The sequence below is a fragment of the Sedimentitalea sp. XS_ASV28 genome (assembly GCF_041224545.1).
GTDB lineage: Bacteria > Pseudomonadota > Alphaproteobacteria > Rhodobacterales > Rhodobacteraceae > Sedimentitalea.
In genome coordinates this window covers 174,430-199,205 of the sequence record NZ_JBGFGP010000163.1, presented here as the reverse complement: position 1 = coordinate 199,205, position 24,776 = coordinate 174,430, and the positions used below count along the sequence as shown (strand labels likewise).

The 24,776-nt window shown below is 61.7% G+C and carries 16 protein-coding genes; 14 read left to right on the top strand and 2 right to left on the bottom strand.

Going from position 1 to position 24,776, the window contains the following annotated elements; all coding sequences use genetic code 11:
- Positions 1 to 5 precede the first annotated feature (5 nt).
- From tssH to AB9K34_RS18910, 12 genes are read left to right on the top strand one after another with little or no spacing between them, the layout of a single operon-like run.
- Positions 6 to 2,708 carry a type VI secretion system ATPase TssH gene (gene tssH, locus AB9K34_RS18965; protein WP_369955991.1) on the top strand — a complete coding sequence of 901 codons (2,703 nt, stop codon included), beginning with the start codon at positions 6 to 8 and terminating at the stop codon, positions 2,706 to 2,708.
- A 30-nt stretch (positions 2,709 to 2,738) separates the two neighbouring features.
- Positions 2,739 to 3,599 carry an ion transporter gene (locus AB9K34_RS18960; RefSeq protein ID WP_369955990.1) on the top strand — a complete coding sequence of 287 codons (861 nt, stop codon included), beginning with the start codon at positions 2,739 to 2,741 and terminating at the stop codon, positions 3,597 to 3,599.
- Positions 3,596 to 7,153, top strand: a complete 3,558-nt coding sequence (gene tssB / locus AB9K34_RS18955; protein WP_369955989.1) for a type VI secretion system contractile sheath small subunit — start codon at positions 3,596 to 3,598, stop codon at positions 7,151 to 7,153. The genes AB9K34_RS18960 and tssB overlap by 4 nt, the downstream gene beginning before the upstream one ends.
- A gap of 54 nt (positions 7,154 to 7,207) precedes the next feature.
- On the top strand, positions 7,208 to 9,469 hold the full coding sequence (locus AB9K34_RS18950; protein ID WP_369955988.1) for a type VI secretion system Vgr family protein: 2,262 nt from the start codon (positions 7,208 to 7,210) through the stop codon (positions 9,467 to 9,469).
- Between the two features lie 8 nt (positions 9,470 to 9,477).
- Positions 9,478 to 10,086: a hypothetical protein gene (locus tag AB9K34_RS18945; RefSeq protein ID WP_369955987.1), complete on the top strand. Its 609-nt coding sequence runs from the start codon at positions 9,478 to 9,480 to the stop codon at positions 10,084 to 10,086.
- Complete coding sequence (locus AB9K34_RS18940; RefSeq protein WP_369955986.1) at positions 10,086 to 10,388, top strand: PAAR domain-containing protein; 303 nt, start codon at positions 10,086 to 10,088, stop codon at positions 10,386 to 10,388. The genes AB9K34_RS18945 and AB9K34_RS18940 overlap by 1 nt, the downstream gene beginning before the upstream one ends.
- Positions 10,389 to 10,396: 8 nt before the next feature.
- Positions 10,397 to 11,815, top strand: a complete 1,419-nt coding sequence (tagH, locus tag AB9K34_RS18935; protein WP_369955985.1) for a type VI secretion system-associated FHA domain protein TagH — start codon at positions 10,397 to 10,399, stop codon at positions 11,813 to 11,815.
- Between the two features lie 23 nt (positions 11,816 to 11,838).
- On the top strand, positions 11,839 to 13,179 hold the full coding sequence (gene tssK, locus AB9K34_RS18930) for a type VI secretion system baseplate subunit TssK (protein ID WP_369955984.1): 1,341 nt from the start codon (positions 11,839 to 11,841) through the stop codon (positions 13,177 to 13,179).
- Positions 13,180 to 13,195: 16 nt separating this feature from the next.
- On the top strand, positions 13,196 to 14,578 hold the full coding sequence (gene icmH, locus AB9K34_RS18925; protein ID WP_369956013.1) for a type IVB secretion system protein IcmH/DotU: 1,383 nt from the start codon (positions 13,196 to 13,198) through the stop codon (positions 14,576 to 14,578).
- Positions 14,575 to 18,144: a type VI secretion system membrane subunit TssM gene (tssM, locus tag AB9K34_RS18920; RefSeq protein ID WP_369955983.1), complete on the top strand. Its 3,570-nt coding sequence runs from the start codon at positions 14,575 to 14,577 to the stop codon at positions 18,142 to 18,144. The genes icmH and tssM overlap by 4 nt, the downstream gene beginning before the upstream one ends.
- Positions 18,126 to 18,815, top strand: a complete 690-nt coding sequence (tagF, locus tag AB9K34_RS18915; protein WP_369955982.1) for a type VI secretion system-associated protein TagF — start codon at positions 18,126 to 18,128, stop codon at positions 18,813 to 18,815. Before tssM ends, tagF begins: the two co-directional genes overlap by 19 nt.
- Positions 18,812 to 19,525 (top strand): PP2C family serine/threonine-protein phosphatase, encoded by a 714-nt coding sequence (locus AB9K34_RS18910; protein ID WP_369955981.1) that lies wholly within the window; start codon positions 18,812 to 18,814, stop codon positions 19,523 to 19,525. Before tagF ends, AB9K34_RS18910 begins: the two co-directional genes overlap by 4 nt.
- 4 nt (positions 19,526 to 19,529) lie before the next feature.
- Here AB9K34_RS18910 and AB9K34_RS18905 read toward each other — a convergent pair whose 3' ends face one another.
- Both AB9K34_RS18905 and AB9K34_RS18900 read right to left on the bottom strand, forming a co-directional pair.
- Positions 19,530 to 21,710 carry a protein kinase gene (locus AB9K34_RS18905; RefSeq protein ID WP_369955980.1) on the bottom strand — a complete coding sequence of 727 codons (2,181 nt, stop codon included), beginning with the start codon at positions 21,708 to 21,710 and terminating at the stop codon, positions 19,530 to 19,532.
- Between the two features lie 47 nt (positions 21,711 to 21,757).
- A complete protein-coding gene (locus AB9K34_RS18900; protein ID WP_369955979.1) occupies positions 21,758 to 22,237 on the bottom strand; it encodes an OmpA family protein in 480 nt (159 codons plus the stop codon).
- A gap of 274 nt (positions 22,238 to 22,511) precedes the next feature.
- Between AB9K34_RS18900 and AB9K34_RS18895 the strand changes: the two genes are divergently transcribed.
- Both AB9K34_RS18895 and AB9K34_RS18890 read left to right on the top strand, forming a co-directional pair.
- On the top strand, positions 22,512 to 23,357 hold the full coding sequence (locus AB9K34_RS18895; protein WP_369955978.1) for a M15 family metallopeptidase: 846 nt from the start codon (positions 22,512 to 22,514) through the stop codon (positions 23,355 to 23,357).
- A gap of 185 nt (positions 23,358 to 23,542) precedes the next feature.
- Positions 23,543 to 24,775: a 3-methyl-2-oxobutanoate dehydrogenase (2-methylpropanoyl-transferring) subunit alpha gene (locus AB9K34_RS18890; RefSeq protein WP_369955977.1), complete on the top strand. Its 1,233-nt coding sequence runs from the start codon at positions 23,543 to 23,545 to the stop codon at positions 24,773 to 24,775.
- Position 24,776: the final 1 nt, after the last annotated feature.

Genomic DNA, 24,776 nt, shown 5'->3' with positions numbered 1-24,776 from the left:
ACCAGATGACCGAGATCAGCCGCGTAGCGCTCTTTGGCAAGCTCAACAAGCTCGGCTACCAGGCCGTCGAGGGGGCCACGGTGTTCTGCAAGATGCGGGGCAATCCTTATGTCGAGGTCGTACACTGGATGCATCAGATCCTGAACGCGCAGGACAGTGACCTGCATCGGATCGTTGATCATTACGATCTGGACGCCGGCAGGATTTCCGCCGAATTGACCCGTGCGCTCGACGCCCTTCCGCGCGGGGCAAGTGCGATCTCGGATCTGTCCGATCACCTGATGGACGCGATGGAACGCGGCTGGCTTTGGGGGTCGCTTCTGTTCAGTTCCAATCAGGTCCGCACAGGCCACCTTTTGCTCGGGATGCTCAAGACGCCCGCTTTGCGCAACATCCTGACATCCATGTCTTCGGAACTCGGCAGTATCGGCGCCGACGATCTGGCCGACAACTTTGCCATGGCAACCGATGGATCGCCGGAAGAGGCCATGCGCCCCAAGGACGGCAGTCAGACGGGCGGTGGCGCGGAACCGGGCGAAGCCAGCGGCGCGCGGCAGGCACAGTTGGGCAGCACCGAGGCGCTCGACCGGTTCTGTACCGACCTCACGGAACAGGCCCGCAACGGCGAGATCGACCCGATTGTCGGCCGTGACGAAGAGATCCGCCAGATCGTCGATGTGCTGATGCGGCGACGCCAGAACAACCCGATCCTGACCGGTGAGGCGGGTGTCGGCAAAACCGCGGTGGTCGAAGGCTTTGCACTGCGGATCGCGCGCGGCGATGTGCCGCCGGCGTTGCAGAACGTGCGCTTGCTCGTGCTGGACGTGGGGTTGTTGCAGGCCGGTGCCAGCATGAAGGGCGAGTTCGAGAACCGTCTGCGACAGGTGATTGACGAGGTGCAGGCCAGCCCGACGCCCATCGTGATGTTCGTGGATGAAACCCATACGCTGGTAGGGGCGGGCGGGGCCGCAGGCACTGGCGATGCGGCGAACCTGCTGAAACCGGCGCTGGCACGGGGCACCTTGCGGACCATCGGCGCGACCACCTGGGCCGAATACAAGAAATACATCGAAAAAGACCCCGCGCTGACCCGCCGCTTCCAGGTTGTGCAGGTCGACGAGCCCGGTATCGATAAGGCGATCCTGATGATGCGCGGTATCGCTTCGATGCTTGAAAAACACCACAAGGTACAGGTTCTCGATCAGGGTATCGAGGCTGCGGTGACCCTGTCGGCGCGCTATATCCCGGCGCGGCAACTGCCTGACAAATCGGTCAGCCTGCTCGATACGGCCTGCGCCCGCGTTGCGGTCAGCCAGCACGCGGTGCCGGCTGAGGTGGATGACAGCCGCCGCCGGATCGAGGCGCTGACAACCGAGCTTGAGATCATAGATCGCGATGAGACGGCGGGTTATGACGTCGCAGAACGCCGCGATGCCGTTTCGCAGGCCAAGGCGACGGAAGAAACCCGGCTGGCCGGTCTGACCGAACGGTGGGAGCGGGAGAAGGCGGTGGTTGAAACCATCCTCGATCTGCGGGCGCGGCTGCGCGAGGGCGGCACGCCGGTCGAGGCCGAACCTGGCAGCGAGGACGCCGAGGCCAGCCCGTTGAGCGACACGGAGCGCGCGAACCTGCTGTCGGAATTGAAGGCCAGGAATGCCGAACTGACCGAGGTGCAGGGGGAAAGCCCGCTGATCCTGCCGATTGTCGATCATCAGGCGGTGGCCAGTGTCGTCGGCGATTGGACGGGTATCCCCGTGGGGCGCATGGTCAAGGACGAAATCGAGACCATCCTGAACCTTCAGGACCATCTGGCGAAACGTGTGATAGGCCAGGATCACGCGATGCGGATGATCGCCAAGCGCATCCAGACCAGCCGTGCCGGACTCGACAACCCGTCCAAGCCGATCGGGGTATTCCTGCTCGCGGGTACATCCGGTGTGGGCAAGACCGAAACCGCGCTGGCGCTGGCCGAGGTTCTCTATGGTGGCGAACAGAACGTCATCACCATCAACATGAGCGAGTATCAGGAGGCGCACACCGTCAGCAGCCTCAAGGGCGCGCCTCCGGGCTATGTCGGCTATGGCGAAGGCGGGGTGTTGACCGAGGCCGTGCGGCGCAAGCCCTATTCGGTGATCTTGCTGGACGAGGTGGAAAAGGCCCATCCCGACGTGCACGAGATATTCTTTCAGGTCTTCGACAAGGGCGTGATGGAGGATGGCGAGGGTCGTGTCATCGATTTCAAGAACACCCTGATCCTGCTGACGAGCAACGCCGGCAGCGACCTGATCATGGACCTTTGCTCGGATCCCGATCTGATGCCCGAACCCGAAGGCATCGCCAAGGCGCTGCGCGAGCCTCTGCTGCGGATCTTCCCGGCGGCACTGCTCGGGCGTCTGGTGACGATCCCCTATTACCCGCTCAGCCCTGACATGATCGCTGCGATCACCCGTCTGCAATTGGGGCGGATCAAGCGACGTGTGGAAACGTCGCACGGGGTTCCGTTCGAATATTCGGATGCCGTTGTCGGCACCATTGTGGATCGCTGCCAGGAACTGGAGAGCGGCGGACGCATGATCGATGCAATCGTCACCAACACGATGCTGCCGGAAATATCTGCAGAGTTCCTGCGTCGCATGATGCAGGGCGGGGCGGTGAGCAAGGTCGCGATAGACAGTGACGGCAAGAGTTTCTCTTACGCGTTCGAGTAGGACCCGGACATAGAACAAGGAATTTCAGACGTGCAGACAAGCCCGGAAACCAAGCAGACAGCAACCCTGCGGGCAAAGGCGCTGGAGTTTGTCGAGCGTGACTCCGTCAAGAACGCGATCCTTGGCGTGATCATTTTCAACGCAATCACGTTGGGCATGTCGACGTCGGAGAGCATCAATGCGGTGATCGGCCCGACACTCAAGGTCGTCGACAAGATGGTTCTGATGATCTTTGTCGCGGAACTGGCGCTCAAATTCTATGCCTATGGCATCCGCGGCTTCTTTTCCAACCCGTGGAACATTTTCGATTTCGTTGTCGTCGGACTGGGTCTGTTGCCGGACAAGGGCGGGCTGTCGGCACTGCGCGGGTTGCGGGTGATCCGCGCCTTGCGCCTGTTGTCGGTCATCCCGCAGATGCGGGCGGTGGTTCAGGCCCTGCTCGATGCGCTGCCGGGCATGGGGGCGGTGATCATCATGATCTCGATCGTCTTTTACGTGTTCGGCGTCATGGCCACGCTGATGTACGGGCATGATTTCAGCCAGTGGTTCGGCACGCTGGGGCGCAGCCTGTACTCGCTGTTTCAGATCATGACACTCGAAAGCTGGTCCATGGGCATCGTGCGGCCGGTGATGGAGGTGCACCCCTATGCCTGGGCGTTCTTCGTGCCGTTCATCGTCATCACGGCCTTTTCGGTGCTGAACCTGTTCATCGGTCTGCTGGTCAATACCATGCAGGCTGCGGTGGAAGAGGAGAACGAGGCCGAATTCGAGAACCTGCGCGAACTCGTGAAGAGCGAAACCGATATCGTTGACGCGCATGTCACGGAGATGCTTGCCGAGATACGAGCCTTGCGCGCCGAAGTCGCGGAACTCAGGGGAGAGCGGAAATGAGTGGTAGTGCGCAGAAATTCGTCTCGCGCAACCGCGCGCCGCGGGTGCAGATCGAATATGATATCGAATTGTATGGTTCGGAAAAGAAGGTGCAGCTGCCGTTCGTTATGGGAGTCATGTCGGACCTCAGCGGCAAATCCATATCGCCGCAGCCGTCGATCGATGACCGCAGGTTCCTTGAGATCGACGCAGACAATTTCGATGAGCGCATGCGCGGCATGCAACCGCGCGCGGCATTCAGCGTGCCGAACACCCTGACCGGGGAGGGCAATCTGGACGTCGATCTGACATTTGAGCGGATGGAGGATTTTGCGCCAGAGGCGATTGCCGCCAAGGTTGCCCCGCTGCGCGAGTTGCTTGAGGCGCGCACGCAGTTGTCGAACCTGTTGGCCTATATGGACGGCAAGGTCGGAGCGGCAGCGTTGATCGAAGAGATACTGGCCAATCCGGCGCTGTTATCTGCATTGGCAGGGGCGCAGCAGGACGGCGCGGATCGCACCGCTGTGCTGGATAGCTTGCGTGCCCTGGCTCGCGATGAGCGCGCGGCGCCGGATCCTGCGGACGGCGTGCTTGACCGGTTGAAATCCGGCGCACCGGGGCAAGAGGCACAACCGGACACCGCGTCGGACGTGCTTGCCGCGCTGGCGCAATCGGCACCGAAGCCCGCGGAGCAGGACAGTGCCGGGGAGGATGTTCTTGCCGAGTTGCGGAAACGCGCACCGGCGGAGACAACCGGCGGGGATGCGACGCAGGCGGCTCTGGACGCGCTGCGCAGGGATGCTTCGCCGGATGCCGCGCCGGACCCTTCGGTTGACGATACACTCGCGAGCCTCGCAAATCCGGCGCCCCAAAAGGTTTGCGAACCGGATACCGCGTCCGGGGTTCTGGACAGTCTGGTGCAGGCTGGCATCCCTGAAGACACCGCAGGCGATGATCACGCGGATACCCTCGCCGGATTGGCTGCGGCATCGCCGGACGAAGCATCCGAACCGGACGATTTGGAGTCGGCGCTCGACAGTCTGGCCAACGCACCTGTGGAGCAGCAGCGCGACGATGACACCGCAAGTGACACGCTGACCGGTCTGGCCGAACAGCGCCTCCCTGATCCTACACCGACCGATGATCTCGCTCTGGCACTGGACAGTCTCGCCGGGTTTGAAGAGCCACCGGATGAAAACGAGACCGCCGACACGTTGGCCGCACTGTCACCGCATGACGCCGGACACGAGGATCGTCCGGATGCCCTTGCGTCGGGCGACTGTGACGCGGTGCCAGGCGATGACCTGACGGATGTTATGGCGGGACTGGCAGTTGAGGACCACGAAGCGACGGAAATCGCCGATCCCCGCCACGATGAGGCCGGGACAGACCCGTCGGATGATATTCCGGGAATGGGCGATGCCGATGGTGAACCGGCGGACGGGGTCCGGCCGGAGGCGAATGATCTTGACGATCTGCTCGGCGACCTCGGCGTAGCCGATCCGGATGAGCCCGAGGGCTCTGTACAGTCGCCAACACCGTTTGACAGCGCATCGGAGGCGGGCGGGCTGGAGGATCTTCTGGGCGATCTCGGATTCGCGGAACCTGACGAACCGGATGCAGGTGGAGCGGACCTGCTCGACGATCTGCCGGTGGACCTCGACTCAGCGGCAAAGCCCGGCGATGCGGCCATCGCCACCCCGGATCGCCCGCAAAATCATCTGGACGATCTCGACGATTTGCTGGGTGATCCGGGCGATCCGTCACCGACCGATGAGACAGAGGACACGCTCGATGATCTTCTGGGCGTGGATGTCGCACCCGATGTCGAAGTTGATGATCTGCTGAACGAGGCACCGGCGCCGGATGCCGGGGGCGAGGCAACGCTGGCGGGCGGGGTCGGGTTTGCCTTTGGTTTCCTGACGGGGGATCGCCCCGAACCGGAACGGCTGAACCGGACACGTTTTCGCATCGCATTGATGGGCGATTTCTCCGGACGCGCGGCGCGCGGGCTGGTGGAAACCGGCGATGCGCTGGCGGCGCGTGCGCCTGTGCTGCTGGATACGGATACCGTCGAGGATGTGATCCGGAGTTTTGCAACGACGCTTGTCCTGCCGATCGGCAAGGAGGGTGCGGGGGTCGCGGTGAAGTTGAATGAACTGGACGACCTACATCCCGACGAACTCTATGAAAACGTGCCGATCCTGTCTGAATTGCGGGCGCTCCGGGCGCAGCTCGCGACCGGGACGACCTCTGCGAACGCTGCCGCACGGCTCAGGGAATGGGGCGAGGCGCATGCCACGCCGGTCGCGCCGCCAAGATCGCGCTCGGCTGGAAATGCGATGCCCGCCAATCTGAAACTGTCGGAGTTTCAGAGGCTGATCGGCGATAACGGTGCGTCATTGGCCACGGCGTCGCCTGTCGAAGACCTAATCGCGCAGATCGTCGGCCCGCATGTCCGCACGGTGGCCGATGCCGATACGGTCGCGATGCAGCAGGCTGTGGACGCGGCATTGACCTCGGCCATGCGGCTGATCCTGCATCACCCGGAATTTCAGGCGGTCGAGTCGCAATGGCGGTCGCTCGACCTGATCGCGCGCAGCATCGAGACCGACGACACGCTCGACGTGACGCTATATGATATTTCCGCCGAAGAGATCGGCGCCGACCTTGCCGCGACCGATGATCTCGCCCGATCCGGGCTGGTGCGATTGTTGACGGAACTGCCACTTGATCCCGAGAATGGGCGCGGCGGGTATTCAGCGATTGTCGGGCTGTATAGTTTCGAGGAAACGCCACCCCATGCGGAATTGCTCGGGCGGATCGCCCGCGTGGCCGCGCATGTGGACGCGCCGTTTCTCGCGGCGCTGTCGTCGGGTATCTTTGAGACCGAGAAAGCGGATCGCCATCCGCTCGTAGCGACAGCGTGGGACGGGTTGCGGGCGATGCCCGAGGCGCACCATTTGGGGCTTGCCGCGCCACGCTTCCTGCTGCGCCGTCCGTATGGGGCGAAGTCCGAGCCGATCCATGCCTTCGATTTCGAGGAGTTCACGATGGCCGAGGGGCTGCGGGGGATGCTCTGGGCCAATCCGGTGGTGCTTGTCGCGATCCTGCTGGCCAGATCCTACAGGAAGAACGGCGCGCATATGGGGTTGGGGTCGATCATGTCGCTGGGGGAGATGCCCTATCACCTTGTCACAGACCAATATGGCGATCAGGTTGCATTGCCCTGCACCGAACGGAACCTGACGCTGGACAAGGTGGAAAAGGTCATGGCGCGCGGGCTGATGCCGGTGGTCTCGATCAAGGGGCGGGATGAAATCCGCCTTGCCTCGTTCCAGTCGATGGCCGGCGGCGATATACTGGGGCCGTGGTCGGATGCGCCGCCGCCACCGCCATCACCGCCCAGGCCCGCGCCAATATCCGAAAGCGGCCCGCAATCTGTCACTGCTCAGGACACGGGCGAAGACCTGGGTTTGGATGACTTGCTTGCCGGGTTTGACGATACCGCGCCGCCAGATGGCGATCTTGCGGATGTCGACGCCGATCTCGCGGCCCTGCTGGAGGATTTGTAGTGATGAGTTCCATGTCCCGACCGGTTGCCCGGTGGTATTCCGAAAGGAAAGACAATGCCTGATTACAAGCCGTTTCCCGAAGCCAGAAGCTGGATTTCTGGCGAGTTTTCCTGGCCCGGAAAGGGCGAAGAAGGGCCGAACCTGTTCCGGGCGGTTGTCAAGGAGGGCCTGAGTACGCTGACCGAAACCAGTGTCCTGATCCGAAGCTGGTCGAAAGATGTGAATATTGGCGCAGTCGTTGGCCGTAACATGCGCGTCCATGTCAAGACCGAGGACAAGAGCGAGCGCATTTTCAGCGGTCTGTGCATATCGATGGAGCAACTCGGCTACTACCAGGGAAACTGGTATTATCTCGCCGATCTGCGCCCGTGGTTCTGGCTTTTGACGCGCAGCCAAAATTGCCGGATTTACCAGGAAATGAGCGTGCCCGACATTATTTCCGACCTGCTGTCTGCGCACGGGCTGACCGATTTCGACAACAAGCTGACCGGCACCTACGAAGACCGCACCTATTGCGTGCAGTACCGTGAAAGCGATTACGCGTTCCTGTGTCGCCTGATGGAAGAGGAGGGGATATATTTCTACTTTTCCAATGCACTCGATTCGACCGAGGTGGAAAAGCTGGTTCTGTGTGATTCCATCAGCGCCCATTCCGAAGTGCCCGGTCATTCCAAGATCACCTATCATGCGCGCCAGACGGATCGTGGGGCCGAACGCTCGCGCGAGGATCATATCGCCGAATGGACCGCAGCGCAGCGGGTGACGCGCGGCAAGGTCACGCTGAACGATTTCGACTTCAAGTTGCAGAATGCCGATCTGAAATTCGATCATTCGATAGAGTCGGGAAGCCATGCGCACAAGAGCCACGAAATCTACGATTATAACGGGCACCACCGCTATCCGGGTGTTTTTGACAGCGACAAGAAGCTGGGCGAGAAATACGCTGCGGTCCGGATGGAGGCAGAGACGGTCCGTTACCAGACCTTTCGCGGAGCCGCCAATGTCCGGGCTCTTGCCGCCGGACAGACCTTCGCGATGAATGGTCATCCCGACAATGCGGCCAATGCCACCTATCTGATCGTTTCGGCCGAACATTATGTGCAGGACCAGAACTTTCTGGATGCCGAGCCGGACAAACAGACCCGCAAGGCCGGCAAACTGCGCAATGACATGAAACGCACCGGGGTAGAGCAGTCTCTGTTCGACTACCTGAAAGAGCAGGAGCGCGAGGCACGGCGCGATCTGTCGATGATGGATCTGGCCTTTCCCAAGTCGATGGAAAAGGATGCTTTTGCGTCGACGTTTCGCGCGATCCCCAAGACAACGCAATTTCGCGCGCCGATCAGCACGCCATGGCCAAAGATCTCGGGGCCGCATACCGCCACGGTGGTGGGAAAGGAAGGCGAAGAGATCTGGACCGATGAATGGGGCCGGATCAAGGTTCAGTTCCACTGGGATCGTGACGGCAAGAAGGACGAAAAATCGTCATGCTGGGTGCGGGTCATGACGCCATGGTCGGGTACGGGTTGGGGCATGGTCGCCTTGCCGCGTATGGGGCAGGAGGCGATTATCGAGTTCGAAGAGGGCGATCCCGACCGGCCGATCTGCACGGGGATGCTGTATAATGGCTGGCAAAATCCGGCGTATTCCTATCCGGACAATCCCACCGAACTTGGCATCCGGACGCGATCGTCAAAAAACGGCAGCGACAGCGAATATAACGAATTGATGTTCGATGACCTCAAGGGCGCGGAAAAGATGCGCGTTCAGGCGCAGAGAGACCATCAGATGCTGATCAAGAACAAGTCGGTCGTGACCATCGGACTGGACGCACATGAACAGGTGGATGGCGAGGGAAAGATCAACTCGAAAGTCGAGGATGGCAGCCTCAGCGAAGTGATCAAGCAGAATGTCACGCGGGTGATCAAGGAGGGCGATCACAGCCTGACACTGGAAAAGGGGGACGAGGAGTACCTGATCAAGACGGGCAGTCAGAACATCAAGATCAAGACCGACAAGACCCAGAAGATCGAAGGCAAGCATACCAAGACAATTACCGGCAATGACGCGACAACCGTCGAAACCGGGAACATGACAGTCGATGTGAAGTCCGGAAAGATCACCATGACCGCAGCGCAGAAAATCGAGTTGAAAGTCGGGTCTTCGTCGGTCGTGATCGATCCGGTCGGGGTAACGATCAAGGGCACCATGCTCAAGTTCGAAGGCAAGGCGATGGCCGAGCTCAAGTCCAAACTGACCACCGTCAAGGGTGACGCGATGCTGACCGCCAAGGGCGGCATCACGATGATCAACTAGGTGACGGCATGAGTGATAGATTCAAGGAATTGGTCAAGATCCCGCAAGAACCGGCGGCCAGGATACTGTCGAATGCGAATATCCGTCTGGACACGTTGATCCAGTCGCCCGCGAGCGCGCTTCCAGATGCGGTTCTGGACGAACTGCAGGCCAAGGAAGCATGGATCGACATTTTGCTGCTGCTTGCGGCGTTGCTGCCGGTACGCGAACGGGTGTGGTGGGCGTGTCTGGCGGCACGTGACTATATCGGCCCGAAATCGCGAAACGACCCGCCATCGCTGGCGGCATCCGAGGCGTGGGTTTTCGATCCGACCGAAGAAAACCGCGAAGCGGCGCGCGCGACACTGGATCACGCCTATGTGGATGACGACACGGTAAATTGTGCGGTTGCGGTGCTGTACTCCGATGGCACACTGGGTCCCGGAGATCTGGCCGAATATCCCGCGCCTGCCGGTGCATCTGAACTGGCGGCATTTGCCATGAATGTTGTGGCCTTGGGGGAACTATCTGATAGGTTTGATGCGCATGTTCAGGTGCTTATCGATCGGGCGGTGGACATCGCAAAGGGCGGGAACGGCAGAGTGTCTGAGCCTGACCCGAAGAAGGAGGCAAGCTGATGACCAGACCGCAGGCGCGCGTCTTCGACCAGGTGCTTTGCGCCATGTTCGCGCCATCGCCGGCAGGGCCGGTGCCGGGAACGTCGGTGATCATACCACCCTGTGCGCCAACCGTGTTGGTCGGGAAAATGCCCGCGGCACGGATAGGGGATCTTCATCCGTCCGGACTTGGTCCGCATCCCAATGCGATGGGTTCGTCAACGGTGATCATCTCCAAGATACCCGCTTCGCGGATCGGCGACAGCACCGGCTGTGGCGGTGCGATCGTCAAAGGTGATTTTACCGTGTTGACTGGAGGATAGGCGCTGGAATGCCCGTCACTCTGAAATTCCAGTCCTCGGGTACGATACCCGGCAATGCGCAACCCGTGCGGATGCAGGGTGGCAGCCTGACGGTGGGTCGCGGCGAAGCCAATGATCTCGTGCTGCCCGATCCCGACCGGTTGCTTTCCAAGAGCCATTGCGTGATCGAGGATCACAATGGCAACGTGGTGATTGTCGACCTGTCGACCAACGGCACCTATCTCAACTACAGCAAGATACCGCTTGGCAAGGTTCCCACGCCCCTGAACAGCGGAGACGTGCTTGCGCTCGGATCCTATGAACTGGTTGTCGACATTACCGATGATCTGGCCGAGGTCGAACCGGGCCCCGCCGCCCCTCTGGCGCAGGGGCCGGCGTCGCATGGCGACGCTTCCAGAGCTCCCGATCCGCTTGCGCTTCTTGATGATGCCGGGCCGGGGGGCGATTTCCTGGACGATCTTCTCGGAGAAGAAAAGGGGCCGACCGGCCCTTCGCAACTGAACCCTGTGGACCCGATCGACGAATTGCTGCCACCGCTGGGCGAGGACGGGGATGACCCGTTTTTCCGCAAGCCCGATGACGGGCGGCAGGGAGAGGGGGCCAGCGCCCCGAGCCACAATCCTTCGGCGCAGGACAGCTTTAGACCGCAATCCACCGGCGGGGGTGGTTTGATACCGGATGACTGGGATGACGAATTCCTCGGGCCGTCCGATCCCGCAGCCGATGCCGCACCCGGACCGGAGCACCCCGGTACCGTGGTGCCTGCGCCGCCTGTGGCCACGCCTGCGGCGCAGGCTGGTGCCCCGGCAAAATCGACGCCACCCGCAGAACCGGATATTCCGGTGGACAGTGACGCCGCGCGTGCGTTTTTGCGGGCCGTCGGGGCGGACGAGGTCAGGATCGATGACGCCGACATGGTCAATACCATGGCGCGCATGGGGCGGGTGATGAAAACGCTGATCACCGGCTTGCGGGAAATCCTGATGACGCGGACCTCTATCAAGAGCGAATTCCGGATCGAACAGACAATGATCGGGGCGGGGGGCAACAACCCCCTCAAATTCTCGATCAGCCCGGAACAGGCGGTCGAGGCGATCGTAAAACCCGGCACGCGCGGCTATCTGAGCGCGGAATCCGCCGCCGAAGAGGCGCTGAAAGATATCAAGGCGCACGAGATTGCGATGGTGACGGGCATGGAAGCTGCTTTGAAAGGTGTCCTGGCACGGCTCGATCCCCAGGAACTGGCGAGCAGGATCGAAACCGGAGGCCGCCTTGGCGGACTGCTCAAGGGAAAGAAGGCGCGCTACTGGGAAGTGTACGAGAAGCTGTATGCAGACATATCCGATCAGGCGGAAAACGATTTCCACGACCTGTTCAGCCGTGAATTTGCACGCGCTTACAAGGAACAACTGGACAAGCTGAAATAGCGTCCGAAAAGAAGGAGAAGCCAGTGTCCTGGGACAGCAAGGTGCTTTGGACCGAGGGGTTGTTCCTGCAACCTCATCATTTCCAGCAGGCGGATCGGTATACCGAGGCACTGGTAACCGGGCTGGCTCGCCGCGTGCGGCCCTATGCCTGGGGGGTAAGCGCGCTGGAAATCGACGACGAGGTGCTCAAGGTCGGGCAGTTCGCGCTGAAATCCTGTGCCGGGCTGACCCAGGACGGTACCGTGTTCCGTGTGCCCATGGCCGAGGATCACCCCCCGGCTCTGGAAGTGCCTGAAACCATCAAGGATTGCGTGGTCTACCTGACCGTGCCGCAACGGCGGCAGGGGGCCGCCGAGGTCGATCTGAGCGGGGCGGAAATGTCGGCCAGCCGTCTGCGTCCCGGCGAGATCGAAGTCACCGATTCCATGGGCCAGCAGAAAAAGCCGGTGATGCTCGGTATCGGCAAGATGCGTCTGCAATTCGCGCTGGCGGTCGATGATCTGTCGGATCGGCTGGCGATCCCGGTGGCGCGCATCATCGAGGTGCGCCCTGACAAGGAGATCATCCTGGATCAGGCATTCATCCCGAGTTGTCTGGATGTACGCGCCGCGCGACCGCTTGACGGGTTCACGCGCGAGCTTGAAGGTTTGCTGTCGCACCGGATGCAGGCGCTGGCCGGGCGCCTGTCCGAAGGGGGCGGCGCGCGTGGCGTGGCCGAAGTGTCGGATTTCCTGTTGCTGACGGTGGTCAACCGCACGATCCCGGTGATGCGTCATCTGTCGCGGATCGAGAATCTGCATCCCGAAGATCTCTATCGGCATTGCGTCGCTCTGGCCGGGGAATTGTCGGTGTTCATGACCGCGGAAAAGCAGCCGCCCGAGTTGCCGCCCTACCGCCATGACGATCTGACCGGCAGTTTCGCACCGGTCATCCGGTTGCTGCGGCAATATCTGAGTTCGGTGCTTGAACAGACAGCGATTCCGATCAAGCTGGAAGAGCGGAAATATGGTATAAGCGTGGGTGTGATCGCCGACCGCAAGCTCTTGGGGAATGCGGGTTTCGTTCTGGCGGTGGACGCGGATATTCCCGCCGAGGATGTGCGCCGCCATTTCGCCGGTCAGGCCAAGATCGGCCCGGTCGAGGAAATCCGGCAACTGGTCAATTCCGCGCTGCCGGGGATCACGCTGCGCCCGATGCCGGTGGCCCCGCGCCAGATTCCCTATCATGCGGGCGTGGTCTATTTCGAACTCGATGCCGCCAGCCCGTACTGGAGCAAGATGACCACGTCAGGCGGCATCGCAGTGCATGTATCCGGTCAGTATCCGGGTCTGAAGATGGAGCTTTGGGCGATCCGGAACGGCTGATGGATTGGTATGAATGATGTCTGATGACGACCCGTTTGCAGAACCCGATGACACCGACAAGACGGTGATCAGGCCGAATCCGGGCGGTCGGCGCAAGCCTGCGGCACAACCTGCCGCAGCACCCGCGGCCGACGCGTTTGGCGTGCCTGCTTCCACCGCCCCGGAACCGGTGTCCAGCCCCGCAGGGCCGCCGGACTCCGGTCCGACGCTCACGGGCATGAACCAGCTTGTCGCCTCTGCCAGCACGTTGTTTTCCCTGATCAGCCGCATTCGGAACCGCGCCCAGCACATGGACCCGGACAAGTTGCGCCAGAGTGTGATCGCCGAGGTGCGCGCGTTCGAAAACCGTGCCTTGCAGGCGGGCATCGCGGCCCAGACGGTCAAGGTTGCACGCTATGCGCTCTGCGCCACGCTCGACGATGTGGTGCTGAACACGCCGTGGGGCGGTCAGTCGAGTTGGGGCCTGCAATCGATGGTGGGCACGTTCCATCGCGAGACGGTGGGCGGCGACCGATTCTATGATCTGCTGGCGCGGCTGGAAAAGGAACCGGGGCAGAATATCGACCTGCTCGAATTCATCTACATGTGCATGTCCCTGGGGTTTGAAGGACGATTGCGCGTCGAACAGGGCGGCGCCGAGAAGCATCTGCAAATCCGTGCCGCTCTGGCCCGTATCATCCGGGCGCAGCGGGGGCCGCTTGAACGGGACTTGTCGCCGCATTGGGAGGGCGTGGAAAAGCCGTTCAAGCCGCGCTCGGTCTGGCGGCTGGTGTGGATCGCGGTTGCGGTCACCGCCGGGCTTCTGGCGTTCCAGTTCGCGGGACTGTCCTATGCCTTGTCAACTTCGACCGAGCGCGTGGTCGGACAGTTGTCGGTCATCGACAGCGGCCCGGTGGCCGAACTGCAACGCCGCGCGCCACCGCCGCCACCTGCGCCCGCCGCCCCAAGCGCCGAAGAACAGCTCAGGAAGGTCGAGGGATTTTTGCAGCCCGAAATCGACGATGGCATTGTCGAGGTTTTTCAGAAGGGCAACACGCTGATCGTGCGCATCGCCGGGTCCGGAATGTTCGGGTCCGGCTCTGACAGGTTGTCGCAGAATTTCGAGGCACCGGTGGATCGCGTGGCGCGCGCGCTGAACGACGAACCCGGTCCGGTCATCATCGCCGGTCATTCCGACAACGTGCCGATCCGGTCATCCCGGTTTCCGTCGAACATGGCGCTGTCGCTGGCGCGTGCGAAATCGGTGATGGAGCGCATGTCCGGTGAGCTGGACGATCCGGGCCGGTTGTCGGCCGAAGGGCGCGCCGACAAGGAGCCGATCGCGGATAACGGCACGCGCGAGGGGCGCGCCCGCAATCGTCGCATAGAAGTGTTGCTGGTGCGGGAGGACGGGACATGATCCGCAGAACCCTGAGATTCATGTTCGGCACGATCTATTCGGTCCTGGCGCTCGTGGCACTCGTTCTGTCGCTGTGCACGTGGTATTTCGCACCTTATCTGGGGTGGCGCGACTGGTATCCTTTTGACAGCGTGACCACCCGCATCGCGACCATTGTCGCGATCTGGGCATTCTTCCTGCTGCTCATGGGTATCATCTACTGGTGGCGCTGGCGCAAGGCGCGGGCGATGGGCAAGGAGATCGCCGAGACCGTCGAGTCCGACGCCGATGAGGTGTTGAACGAAGAGATCAGCGCGCTGAAGAGCAAGTTCAAGACGGCGATCACCGAATTGCGCAAGTCCAGGAACGGACGGCGGCATCTGAGCGAACTGCCCTGGTATGTGATGATCGGCCCGCCCGGTGCCGGCAAGACCACGGCGATCGTGAATTCGGGATTGCAGTTCCCGCTGGCGGACAAGACCGGCAAGGCGGCGGTCGGCGGGGTTGGCGGCACGCGCAATTGCGACTGGTGGTTCACCAATCAGGCGGTGCTGATCGACACGGCGGGACGCTATACCACGCAGGAAAGCGACAAGGATGCGGACAACGCGGGGTGGCTCGGCTTTCTTGATCTGCTGAGGCGACATCGCAAGCGTCAGCCGATCAATGGCGCGATGATCGCGATCAGCCTGAGCGACCTGTCGTTGCAGGATGAGACGACCCAGAAAAGCCACGCGCTGGCGGTGCGCCGACGGCTGAACGAACTGCGCGAGCGCCTGGGGGTGCGGTTCCCGGTCTATGTGCTGTTCACCAAGGCGGACCTGATCGCCGGGTTCAGCGAATTTCACGACAATCTGGGCAAGGAAGAGCGCGAACAGGTCTGGGGATTTACCCTGCCGCTGGACCAGAGCCGTGGCGAGGTCTCTCCGATGGGGGCGTTCGACGACGAATTCGCGCTCTTGCTGGGGCAACTCAACGCGCAGTCGCTCGAACGCATGCAGGCGGAAACCGATCATCAGCGCCGCGCCCTGATTGCCGGCTTCCCGAGCCAGGTCGCCTCGATGCGCCGTGTCGCGCGCGAGTTTCTGAACGAGGTGTTTCAGGATAACCGTTATGAGAAACGCCACATGTTGCGCGGGGTCTATTTCACGTCGGGCACGCAAGAAGGCACGCCGATCGACCGGCTGATGCTGAACATGGCACAGACCTTCGGTATCGGGCGTCAGGCCATCGGGTCCGGTCAGGGCACGGGGCGTTCCTATTTCCTGACCCGGCTGTTCGAACAGGTGATCTTCCCCGAAGCGGGGCTTGTGTCATCCGACGACAAGGTCGAGCGACGCTATCGCTGGGCGCGTGTCGCGGCGATAGCGGCCACGGTGTTGGTCGCCCTGACCACCGGAACCCTGTGGATTCGCAGCTATCTAGGCAATTCAGAGTTGCTCGATCAGGCCGAGGCGCAAGTGAAAACCTATCAGGCGGCGGCGGCCACCTTGCCGCCCAGCCCGGTGGGCGATACCGACCTTCCGCCGGTGGTTGATGCGTTGAACATCCTGCGGGACATGCCCGGCAACCCGGTACTCGGCGATCCGGCCCCCGACCGCAGCCTCACCTACGGTCTGTATCAGGGCGAAGTCATCGGGACACAGGCGGCGCAGACCTATCGCGCCGCGCTGAACCAGCGTTTCCTGCCGCGATTGCTGTTGCGGCTGGAAGAGCAGATGGCCGCCAACATGAACAACACCGAACTGCTCTACGAGGCGCTCAAGATCTACCTGATGCTTGGGCTGCAGGGGCCGATGAATGCCGATCTGGTCAGGGAATGGTTGCAGATCGACTGGTCGCTCGCCTATTCGGGCCCTGCGCGCGACACCTTGCGGCGTGACCTCGCGGATCATCTCGATGCCCTGTTGTCGCAGCCGATGGAAGAGATCGCCCTGAATGGTCCGCTGGTGGAGCAGGTGCAGGGCCTGCTGCTGGAAATGCCGTTGTCGCAGCGGGTTTACAACGGCATCATCAACAGCCCGCAGGCCACCGCCTTGCCGGAATGGCGCATCACCGAGGCCGGCGGCCCGGCGGTGCAGCGTGTGCTGGTACGTTCGTCGGGCAAACCGCTCAGCGATGGGGTCGAGGGCATTTTCACCTATGACGGGTTCAACAACGTCTTTCTGAACGAGGCGGTGGATGTCGCCGCGCGCGTCGCCAGTGAAAGCTGGGTTTTGGGGCCGCGTGGCGAGGCCGAGCAGACCGACGCGGCGCTTATCGCGCTGAGCCGGGATGTTCTGAACCTGTACTACAACGACTACATTGCCCGTTACGACGCGGTCCTGGGCGATATCGACATCATACCGATGGAAAGCCTGTCGCATGCGGTGGAGGTTACGAATGTTCTGTCCGGCCCGACATCGCCCATCGTCAACATCCTCACCGAGATCTCGAACGAAACCCGATTGACCGAAGATCGCGCGATCCTCGACACGAGCGAACTCAAGACCGGGGCGAGCGCGGTGGCAGCGATTGAATCCCGGTCCACGCTGAGTGCGCAGGCGCAGATCATGTTGAGCGCCCTGTCGCGCGCAGCCGCGGCCAATACCGGAGAGCCCGCCCGTCCGCCGGGTGCCTATGTCGAGGATCGTTTTGCCTGGTTGCACCAGCTTGTAGACCGTCCGGACGGGCAACCGTCGCAGCTGGACGGGCTGATGGGAGCCTTGACCAATGTTTATCAGGAGCTGAACAAGATGTCGTTCAGCGGCGTCAGCAGCAGCGCCGAGGGTGGTGCCGCGATCCAGCAGTTTCAGCAGGCCGCCAGCCGCATCGACGGACCGATCCAGCGCTGGGCGTCGCAGATCACCACCGGTTCGTCGGGGATCGCGGCGGATGGCACGCGCGCGTCGATCAACGCCAGCTGGCAGGCCAGCGTGTTGCCGTTCTGCGAGCAGGCGCTGAGCAACCGTTATCCGTTCAACCGCCGCGCGGGTGCCGATGTCGCCATGCAGGATTTCGCCAGGCTGTTCGCGCCACAGGGGCTGATCGACTCGTTTTTTACCGAACACCTGATCCGCTATGTCGATACCAGAACACGGCCTTGGTCATGGAAGCGGGTCAATGATGTGGAACTGGGCATCTCTCAATCAGTGCTGGAGCAGATGCAATATGCCGCCGAGATACGCGACGCGTTCTTTGCCGCAGGTTCGACGCCGGCGGTGCAGTTCCAGATCACGCCCGAGGCCCTGGATCCCAAGGCCAAGTCGGTGTCACTCGAAATCGACGGCCAGGCGGTCGAATTTGCGCATCGTGGCGGTCAGCCCAACCCGGTGGCGGTGACATGGCCCGGTTCGGTCGGATTGGCGCGGGTGACATTTCAGCCGGACAGAAAGAATATCGAAAGCACGCTGTCGCGGGATGGCCCGTGGGGGTGGTTCCGGTTGCTGGACGCGGCGGAGGTACGCCGCACCAACGTGTCGGACCGCAAGCGCGTGATCTTCAACGTGGGTGGCCGCATCGCGATCTTTCAGTTGCAGTCGGGCTCCGTGATCAACCCGTTCGCCCTGCCGGCGCTGGCCAAGTTCAATTGTCCAAAGTCGATGTGATGACCGGGGCGTTCGGTGCGTTTGGCAAGATACCCACGGTCGGGGATTTCTTTCGGCTGAACACTCCGGCGGGTTTCGTCTCGACCTGGGATGACTGGATGCAGCGCAGCATGCTGGCGGCGCAGACCGCCCTCGGAGACCAATGGGACGATCATTATATGTCCTCCCCGATCTGGCGCTTCTGCCTGGCGCCGACACTGGCCGGTGGGTCCAAGATCATCGGTGTGCTCATGCCGTCGGTTGATCGTGTCGGGCGGCGATTTCCATTGACCTTGATGGCGTCGTTTTCGTCGCCGGGCACGATTGCGTCAGACCACTTTCGCGCCGCGCGATTATTTGAGAGACTGGAGGCGCTTGCCCTGGACGCATTGGAAGACGACATGAGCCGTGAAAAACTTGAACAGAGGCTCGCCGAAATCCCGCCCCCCGTGGCCGGATGTTCGCCGTCAGTGTCGCGCACCGGTCATTTCATCGCGATGACGGGCAGCGATGTGGTCGCAGACCTTGCCGCCGACCGCATCGCGGATATCGGTGCGCGCCCGAGCATCTGGAGTGCGATGACAGGGGATGCGCAGCGGCTGATGCTGTGCGATGGCCTGCCAGAGGGCCCCGGGGCCGTGGGCCTTTTCCACATGGACGCACCGATCTGGCGCTCTGGCCAGATCGCATGAGCGAGATTCGCTATAACGCCCGAACCCATGTGGGACATAAACGCAAGGTCAATGAAGATTCCGTGCTTGTGCTGCCCGAGCGGAGCATCTGGATGGTGTCGGACGGGATGGGCGGACATGACGCGGGCGATTATGCCAGCCGGCTGATTGCGGACAGGGTTGCGATGATCCCGGGGGGGCTGAATCCGACGGAACGGATGCATGCGCTCCGCGATGCGATCATTGAATCGCATGATATTATCCTCAGCGAAGCCGAGGCGCGCGGACGAGGCATTATCGGGGCAACCGTTGCCGCGCTGATGATCGCAAGGGGGCATTTCGTCGGGCTCTGGGCCGGGGACAGTCGGATATACCGGCTTCGCGATGGTCAGATCGAACTCCTGACAACTGACCATTCCGCCGTGGCGGAGCTTGTTCTCGACGGTCAGATGACGTGGGACGAGGCGGATCAACACCCGCAATCCAACGCGATCACCCGTGCGGTCGGGGTGGGGGACAGGTTGGAACTCGACAAGGTTCGCGGCGACGCGCTGCGCGGTGATCGGTTTCTGCTCTGCTCGGATGGGCTGACGAAATATGCGACCTTTGCGGTCCTGCAATCCGTGCTGACGCGTGAACCGCTCGAAACGGTGTCCGACCGGCTGATCGAAATCGCGCTCGACGGTGGCGGCGCGGACAATATCACTGCCGTCGTGCTGGACGTGCTCTGAACGCTCAGGGCGTCGCCGTGGTCAGGATCCGGCTGTCGAGCGACAGGATACTGGCCTGATTTGTCTCGACATGATCCCTGAGCGCCGCCGCATAGCCGCTTGCCGATTCGGATGTGGGACGCAGCCCGTCAAATAGCGGTTCGCTGGAATGAAGCACGATCACCTTGCTCTTGCCCAGCGAACTGTCATCAACGGTAAAGCCGATGCGGTTCTCGCGGGCGGCTTCTTCGACGCTGTAGGCAACCCGTACCTTGATCGGACCCGTTTGCCCGTCGCGCAGCGCCGTCACCGCGTTTTCCTGCCGGTTCAGATTCGGCAAGAGATGATACACGTTTCCGGAGACATCCAGGATCGAGACGGTCAGGTAACCGTCGGTCACATCCGCGGGCAACGCGATGTCGATTATCGGGTTCTCGCCGACAAAAAATCGGCCGGATGGGTTTGGCTCATTCCGTCCTCCGACAATGAAATCTATGCCGATCCCGCCCTCCGGAGCTTTTGGCAGGTTGCTTTCGATGAGACAGAGCGTGGGGTTCAGAACGTCCACATCCACGGCGACGTTTCGTTCCCCTGCAATCGCGCTGAGCGCGTCGAACAAGCCGATGCGGGTTGCCGTTTCCGCCACCTTTCCCGTCACCGTGATCGGGCTTTGCGGTCCATATCCCACGGGCGTCGCCCCCGGCGTCGCGATCGGACCGCAATCCGCGAGCCGTTCAAGCACGGCAGTGACCTCGCCGGTTGGCAGGAACAGGGGGATCAGTTCGATATCTGCACTTCCCGTCAGCGCACCGGGCAGGCCATCGGCAAAGGTCCGGCTGAGGCGGGCATGCAAGGCGGTGTCGGTGGTGGAGCCGCTGATCTGTGCGTTGTTGCCGTCAAGCACCAGCCGCCAATCGTCAAGATCGCGCAGGTCCGACAGCGTCGTCATGACATCGTTGCCCCAACTGTCGGCAATATTGCCGGTGGCAAGTCTCAGATCGGTGGTTCCTGACAGACCTGCCATCCACTCATTCAGCGCCGCGAGCATCTGTTCCGAAGGCACGTTGCCGGTGGCGCGGGGCCGCTCATCTGCGGGATGGTCGACGATGAGCTCATATGGATCTGCAACCGGGTATTGCGGCCCCAGAAACCCGTCGAACAGCCCGCCGAAATACCCGCCGATACCACCAACGAGCAGGGCAGCCACGACAACGAGGCCGACAAGCCCCCCGCGTGACTTGCGCGTTTCGTTACGCGCCGGTGGCGGTTCGGAGGCAGGGCGGGACGGAGACGGGGTAGCGGGGGATGGATCGGGTTCGGATGCCGGATCGTCGGCGCGGGGCGGTGGAAATATCACGGTTGCATCGGGATCCGCGTCTGCCTGGTTGTCTCGAAGATAGGCCAGAACCTCGGCCGCCGTCTGAAAACGGGCGTCGGGGTCGGGTGCGGCCATGCGATCAATCAGGGTCCTGAGCGGCTCCGGCACGCCCGAGGTATCGAGCGGTTCGCTCTTTTTCCTGACCACCTCCATCGGGTTCTTGCCGACATCGGGCGATGTCCCGCGAAAATTCGCCAGCAACATCGCGCCGAGCGAGTAGATATCCGAACGTGCATCGGTCTGCCCGCTCAACTGCTCGGGCGCGGCATAGGCGTATTTGCCGGCGAACTCGTTCCCGACGATGGTCTCCGCTCCCGGATTGGTGTCCTTGGCGATGCCGAAATCGATGATTACCGCTTCTGCCGGGTTGCCGTTGCGCAGGATGATGTTGTCCGGGCTGAGGTCGCGATGCACGATGTTGCGCTTGTGCGCCGCCTCGAGTCCTTCCGCGACGCGGCGGCACACGGTCAGCAGATCCTCGGCGGACATCGGGCCTTCGCGCAGTTTCCTGTCCAGACCGGGACCGTCGACATAGTCCATGACAAGATAGACCAATCCGTCCTGCGTGCGGTGGTTTTCGGAATACCGCACCACGGCGTCATGGCGGATTTCGCGAATCTCCTCTTCGCGGGTCAGCAGGACAAGGTAATCATCATTTGCGGAAAACTCGGCTTTCAGGACCTTGAGCGCGGCGAGCCGCCCCGAGATCTCGCTGCGAGCCTTGTAAACTTCCGAGGTGCCGCCGCGCCCGAGCACTGCTTCGATGCGGTAGGTGTTGTTCAGCACATCACCGGGCTTGAACGTATCCATGGGGCGTGAGTCGATCATGTCTCAGCCCCTTGCTGCATCTGGTCCTGCTTCAAACGTCAGCGGTCTCAGCCCAATGCCTGGAATTCGACCCGGCGATTGACATCTGCTCTTGGGTTGGCGGCGTCATATGGGGCGCTTTCGCCCATGCCGATGGCCTCGATCCGGTTTTCCGCAAGCCCGCAATCATCGACCAGGTGACGCTTGACCTCCTGCGCGCGCAGCAGGGACAGCCGTTCGTTATAGGATGCGGTTCCGGAACTGTCGGTGTGGCCGACCACCTGATAGACCGCGACATCGACCGACTTCATGACCTCGCAGAGGGTCACGAGCTTGGGCTTCTGATCGTCCCGCAACGCGGCGCTGTCAAAGTCAAAGGCGATCTGGATATTGACCTGCTCGTCGGGTGTGACCGCCGAGTATTCCTTGGCGGCAGCTGGCGCGACGGTGGCGGTTTCGGTCGTACCGCTCTGCTGTGCGCTGGGCACGATCACCAGTCCCCGGGTCTTCTGCTTCTTGAACGCATCCGCGATTTCTTCGGCCGTCATTTCGTCCGCTGTCTGGGCGACGGCTGTGCCGGGAACTGCATAGCTAAGGCCAAGGGCAAGTGTGCATGCGAAAATTCTGGAAAAACAACCCATCTTGCGTCCTTTGCTGCTGCAAAAAAGTTACAATAGAAATTGTACACGACGCGTTGTCATGTCACAACGGTTTTGCAACCATTCGATGCAGTCGCATTGTTCCGTTTCTCTTCGTGTTCGAGGAAAAAAGCGCTTTACTCGCTGTCCTGAAGCAGGCTGAATTGCCCGAAACGATGAGGACATGATGCGATTTCTCCCGGCGATCATCATTGCCGTCGCGCTGGTGTTGGCGCCTGCCGTCTTCCTGGGGTTGAACTATCTCTTGTCCGAAGAGGATTTTCAGGGGTCTGCGGTGGATTCCGGTGCGCGGATCGAGATCGAGATGCTGCGCCAGCAGGTCGAGGATTTGCAGAACCGCATGAAGACGCAGGAGAGCCAGATTGCGGGCCTGGCAGCGGGGATGGGGCGGCAAAACACCCTTGCGCCAAATCCGGACGACGAAGACGCGATCTTGCGCGGCACGGGACCGAATGACATCATCGACGCCTATGCGCAGGTCGTGCTGATCGCCGATCGGCTGAATGTGAACCGGGGGCTGCAGGTTGCCGGCCCGAGCTATCTCGAGGAAAAGCTCGGCCGACCGCGCGACACGCTGAGCGACACCTGCGAACCGATGACGAACCAGGCACTGGCGAGCAAGCTGGTCCTGGAGAATGTCGGGCCCATTCGGGTTCAGATGCTCAAGCCGGCGGCGGACTCGTTGCGCCGGGTGTTTGAAAACGTGCGGCGCGCCGATCCGGACCTCTACGCGCGGATCAACACCTCGGGATCGCTCTGTGTGCGCCGGATACGCGGTACCATGGACAGCCTGTCCACCCACAGCTACGGGTTGGCGCTCGATCTCAATATCGACGGGCATCTGGACAATTTTACCGACGGAAAGACACAGTTGGGCCTGACGATCCTGGCCGATTTCTTTCATGCCGAAGGCTGGGTCTGGGGCGCTGGCTTCCGACGCGAGGACAGCATGCATTTCGAGATCAGCCGTCGCCAGCTTGACGAATGGATCGCGAAAGGAATGCTTTGATTCCAATGCCGTGTGCAGCCTTTTCGGATGTTTCCCTTCGGGCACTTCCCTATCGCCCGCGTTGCTGCAATAGTGTTCCGATCAAGCGAATTGCGGGCCGGGGCTACACCGGGCCGCCGTCGATGAACAGCGCCTTCCGGCGCCCCTTGCCGGTAAATGACCCATCCATCTGAAACGAGGTTGTTATGACTGATTACGCGCCGTTATCCCTGAATGTTCCCAAGCCTGAATGCCGACCGGGCGACATTCCGGATTTTTCCGGGGTCGAGATCCCGGCGGCGGGTTCGGTCCGTCGCCCGGATGTGGATGCGCGGGCCGAGGATATTCGCGACCTTGCCTTCACGATCATCCGCGTGCTTGACGATGACGGCGACGCCGTAGGGGATTGGGCGGGTGGTCTGACTGACGAAGAGCTCGCGCAGGGCCTGCGCGACATGATGACCCTGCGCACCTATGATGCGCGGATGATGTTGGCGCAGCGTCAGGGCAAGACCTCGTTCTACATGCAGCATCTCGGCGAAGAGGCGATCAGCTGCGCGTTTCAGAAGGCCCTGGAAAAAGGCGACATGAATTTTCCGACCTATCGTCAGGCGGGCCTGCTGATCGCATCTGGTTATCCAATGGAAACCATGATGTGCCAGATCTTCTCGAACGAGGCCGATCCGCTGCACGGACGACAGCTTCCGGTGATGTATTCGTCCAGGGAACACGGATTTTTCTCGATCTCGGGCAACCTTGCGACGCAATACATCCAGGCCGTCGGCTGGAGCATGGCGTCGGCGATCAAGGGCGATACAAGGATCGCGGCCTCGTGGATCGGCGATGGTTCGACATCCGAGAGCGATTTCCACGCGGCGCTGGTTTTCGCGTCTACCTACAAGGCTCCGGTTGTCTTGAATATCGTCAACAACCAGTGGGCAATTTCCACCTTTCAGGGGATCGCACGTGGCCGCGCCCACACCTTCGCATCGCGCGGTCACGGCTTTGGCATTCCCGCGTTGCGGGTCGATGGCAACGATTATCTCGCGGTTCATGCCGCCGGCAAATGGGCGGCGGAACGGGCACGCAGGAACCTTGGACCGACGATCATCGAGCATGTCACGTATCGCGCCGGCGGGCACTCGACCTCGGACGATCCGAGCGCCTATCGTCCCAAGTCCGAGAACGAGGCCTGGCCGCTCGGGGATCCGATCGAACGGCTCAAGGCGCATCTGATCCGGCGCGGTGTCTGGTCGGACGACCGTCACAAACAGGCCGAGGCCGAAATCGCCGACAGCGTGATTGATTGCCAGAAACGGGCCGAGGCCATCGGTACGCTGAACTCGGGCCATGTCCCGTCACCGCGGGACATGTTCGAGGATGTCTATGCCGAGATGCCGCAGCATCTGGTGAAACAGCGTCACGAAGTGGGATACTGAC